The sequence below is a fragment of the Streptomyces sp. NPDC002790 genome, from assembly GCF_040295505.1.
GTDB lineage: Bacteria > Actinomycetota > Actinomycetes > Streptomycetales > Streptomycetaceae > Streptomyces.
Window position 1 is genome coordinate 1 of the sequence record NZ_JBEOVM010000236.1, and the last position, 2,298, is coordinate 2,298.

Annotated in this window: 1 protein-coding gene; it reads right to left on the minus strand. The window is 68.4% G+C overall.

The features are described 5' to 3' along the window. Positions 1-2,273 (minus strand): condensation domain-containing protein (locus ABT004_RS36280; RefSeq protein ID WP_351346111.1); only part of this gene is annotated, 2,273 nt, incomplete at its 3' end. Positions 2,274-2,298 lie beyond the last annotated feature (25 nt).

The following is a 2,298-nucleotide window of genomic DNA, read 5'->3' on the forward strand; positions in this document are numbered from 1 at the left end:
CCCACACCACCAACCGACAACGCCCCCTCGTTCCACCCCAACAACCGAACCCGCTCATCAACCCCCAACACATCCACACCACCCAGCGCCACATCCGCGCCATCACCGGGCCCGCCCACCACACTCCCGAGGGCGCTCACTGCGCTCTCTGTCGCGGTGTGGAACAGGCGGACCACCGCACCAGCGTCGACCGGCGCTACGGCTTCCACGGTCAGGCTCAGTCCGGCGGCCCCTCGGTCGCTGACAGACACCGTCACCGGGTAGTTGGTCCGCTCGCGGAGGGAGAGCTGCTGGATGCCGTCGACGTGCCGTTCCCCGGCTGTCTCCTCGGCCTGATCGACGTGCCGGTAGTTGAACAGAGAGGTGAACAGCGGCGAATTGGCCGCGACACCACTCGCCTGCTGTGCCACGGCCAACGGCGCGTGCTCGTGCTCCAGCAGCCCCGCCAGCTGATCCCGCATCCCCTCAACCGCCGCACGTACGCCCACCCGGCCGGTCCCCACGCGTACCGGCAGCGTGTTGATGAACGGGCCAAGCACCCGGTCAGCACCTGCGCCGGCATTCATCCGACCGAACAACACCGTGCCGAACACCACGTCGTCACGCCCCGACAGCACCCCGAGCACGCGCGCCCACACCACATGCAGGACCGTCGCCGTACTTACCCCCAACTCCCGCGTCACGCGCCGCAGTTCGTCGGTCACATCGGCGGCGAAGGGCATGACTGCCGAGCCCACATCGCTGCCGTCGCCGTGCACATCGAGCACCCCGTACGCGGCGGTCGGCTCGGTGACATCACCGAGCAGCTCGGCGAAGTACCGCTCATGCTGGACACGGGACACCGAACGCGTCTGCGCCACGAAGTTCCGGAACGGCATCGCCGGCGCCAACCGTTCCGCCTGCCCGGTCAGCACCGCCCGCAACTCCTGCAACAGCACGTCCATGCCCAGGTGATCCTGGAGCAGGTGATGCATCCGCACCACAGCCAGCCACCGACCCCCGGACACCTCCGCCGCATGCACATCCATCAACGGCGCACGCCCCAGATCCATCACCGACCCGACTACGGCCAGCAGGACATCCGCCGGATTCGCAGACCCGCCGTCAATCTCGTGCTCTACGAACGGCAGTTGAGCCTGCCGCCACACCACCTGCACCGGCTCACGCAGACCCTCCCACACCACACCCGTGCGATAGATGTCATGCCGGTCCACGACCTGCTGCAACGCTCCGACGAAAGCGTCCAGCCGGGCCCGGGAGTCGAACTCCACGACACGCGCCGTCAGATAGACGTCGCCGCCCTCACCCGCCATCAAGTGGTGGAAGAACATCCCCTCCTGCAACGGCGCCAACGGATAGACATCCGCCACGTTCGCCGCGCCACCATCGACCGCCGCGACCACCCGGTCGATCTCCTGCTGCGACAGCTCGACCAGCGGCAACATCTCCGGCGTGATCCGCTCCGCATCCGCCGGGATCAGGTTCTCGGGCACCTCCACCGAGCCGATGCCCGTGGCTCCGGCCAGGCCGGCCGGAGTGGGGGCCTCGAACAGGGACCGTACCGACACCGACACACCGCGCACGCGGAGCCGTTCGACAAGGGTCACCGCCAGCAGGGAGTGCCCGCCCAGCTGGAAGAAGTTGTCGTCGACCCTGACCGACTCCACGCCCAGCACCTCGGCGAACACCGCGCAGAGGATCTCCTCCTGCACCGTCGTGGGACCCCGGCCACTGCCCGCGGCGTACTCCGGGACCGGAAGCGCCCTGCGATCCAGCTTGCCGTTGACGGTCAGCGGCAACTCAGGCAGCACAACGAACGCACTCGGGACCATGTACTCCGGCAGCCGCGAGACCACAGCGTCCCGCAGACCAACGACATCGACACCGGCCTCGCTATCGGCAGGCACCACATACGCCACCAGGCGCTTGTCGCCCGGCGTGTCCTCACGCGCGATCAGCGCGGCCTGCGCCACCTCGGCACGGGCCTCGAGCACAGTCTCGATCTCACCCGGCTCGATCCGGAACCCACGGATCTTCACCTGCTCATCCGCCCGACCCGCGAACAACAGCTGCCCGTCCGCAGTCCATTTGGCCAGGTCCCCGGTCCGGTACATGCGCTCACCGGAACCCGCCCCGAACGGGCACGCCACGAACCGCTCACCCGTCAACCCCGCACGACCCACATACCCACGCGCCAGCTGCGCACCCGCCACATACACCTCACCCGCAACACCCACCGGCACCGGCTGCAACGCCTCATCCAGCACATACACACGGCTATTCGCGACCGGCCGGCCA